This window comes from uncultured Clostridium sp., from assembly GCF_934754925.1.
Taxonomy (GTDB): domain Bacteria; phylum Bacillota; class Clostridia; order Clostridiales; family Clostridiaceae; genus Clostridium.
In genome coordinates, this window is record NZ_CAKVJA010000108.1 from 1 (window position 1) to 1941 (window position 1941).

Genomic DNA, 1941 nt, shown 5'->3' on the forward strand with positions numbered 1-1941 from the left:
CCTAATGGACAAATTGCAGGTGAAGGTACTGCATTAAAAGATACGTTATTAGCTGTTAAAGAAGAATATGAAAAAAATGAATTTGTAGGAATAGCTTGTGCATTTAAAAATTCAGGTATAGGAGTTGGACTTCCTGATATAGGTAGAACTGTTTTAGAAGTTAAAGATGAAAGTATTATTATAAGAACTTCAGCAGCATGCATGGGACAAGGCATAGGTACAACTATGGTTCAAATAGTATGCGAAACATTAGGTTTAGATTCAAGTAAAGTTAAATGGATAAGACCAGATACTAAGTTAACTCCAAATGCAGGAACCTCAACTGCATCAAGACAAACATTGTTTACTGGAGAAGCTACAAGGGTTGCATCATTAAAACTAAAAGAAGCTCTTAAAACAAAAAGTTTAGTTGAACTTAATGGTAAGGAGTTTTATGGTGAGTTTTATGGAAAAACTGACAAAATGGGTAGTGACAAAAAGAATCCTGTGAGTCATGTTGATTATGGATTTGCTACTCAAGTTGTTATTTTAAATAAAGAAGGAAAAGTTAAAAAGGTTATTGCAGCTCACGATGTTGGAAGAGCTATAAATCCTTTAAATGTTGAAGGACAAATTGAAGGTGGGGTAGTTATGGGATTGGGATATGCATTAACTGAGGATTACCAATTAAAAGATTCAGTTCCAACATCAAAGTTTGGGACTTTGGGCTTATTTAGAACAACTATGGTACCTGAAATAAAAAGTATTATAGTTGAAAAGAATAATTCAGAATTAGCATATGGTGCTAAGGGGGTGGGGGAAATAACTTGTATACCAACAGCACCAGCAGTTCAAGGAGCATATTATAAATTAGATGGAGTTTTTAGAACTAAGCTGCCTTTAGAAAATACTTTTTATAAAAAAGCCAAAAAATAGATATTAATATAAAATCACCATTAGTATATAATTGTATAATAATGGTGATTTTTTAATATATATTAATTAAGAAATAATTTAAATACATATATTAATAAATTAAATCAGTGTACAAGCAATTACACCAGATATTAAAAGGAGATGAGAATGTGCAGCAATTAAATTTAGTGGTAGTATTTATAGAAGGATTATTATCTTTCTTTTCGCCGTGTATATTACCAATTTTACCAGTTTATTTAAGTATATTGTCAAATAGTAATGTAGATGTATTAAAGAATGGAGAAGATAAATTCGTAAAAACAGCATTATTTAAAAATACTATATTATTTGTTTTAGGAATTTCAACTACATTTTTTATATTAGGTTCATCTGTAAATATATTAAGTTCATTTTTTAGTGAAAATAAAAATTATATATTGATTATTGGTGGAATAATTATAGTGTTTATGGGACTATTTTATGTAGATATAATTAAATCAGCATTATTAAGCAGAGAAAAAAGAATGAACATAAAAGTAAAAGAAATGAATTCTTTATCTGCATTTATATTAGGATTTACTTTCAGTTTTGGATGGACACCATGCATCGGGCCAATACTTGCATCAGTTCTTATTATGGCCTCAACTTCAAGTAGTGAAATAACAGCAAATTTATTAATAACTATATATACAATAGGGTTTATTTTACCTTTTATAATAGTTGCTGGATTTTATAGTAAGTTATTTAAAAGTATTGATAAAATGAAAAGCTACATGGGAACAATAAAAAAAATATGTGGAGTTATTCTTATAATAAGTGGACTAGTTATGGTTTTTAATGGTGTCACAAATATTAATAAAAGCAAGCAATATAATAATATAGAAAAAGATGAAATTATAAATGATGAGAAAGATAATGGTAATAAAGAAATGGCTATAGATTTCACCTTAAAGGATCAGTATGGAAATGAACATACATTAAGTGGATATAGAGGTAAAACTATATTTTTAAATTTTTGGGGAACATGGTGCCCACCTTGTAGAGGTG

General features: G+C 28.4%; 2 protein-coding genes. Both read left to right on the forward strand.

Going from position 1 to position 1941, the window contains the following annotated elements; translation table 11 throughout:
* A partial coding sequence (locus tag Q0G30_RS14220) for a molybdopterin cofactor-binding domain-containing protein (protein WP_294391407.1) occupies positions 1-915 on the forward strand: 915 nt, incomplete at its 5' end.
* A gap of 149 nt (positions 916-1064) precedes the next feature.
* Positions 1065-1941, forward strand: an 877-nt coding sequence (locus Q0G30_RS14225) for a cytochrome c biogenesis protein/redoxin (RefSeq protein ID WP_294391410.1), incomplete at its 3' end; no start/stop codon positions are given.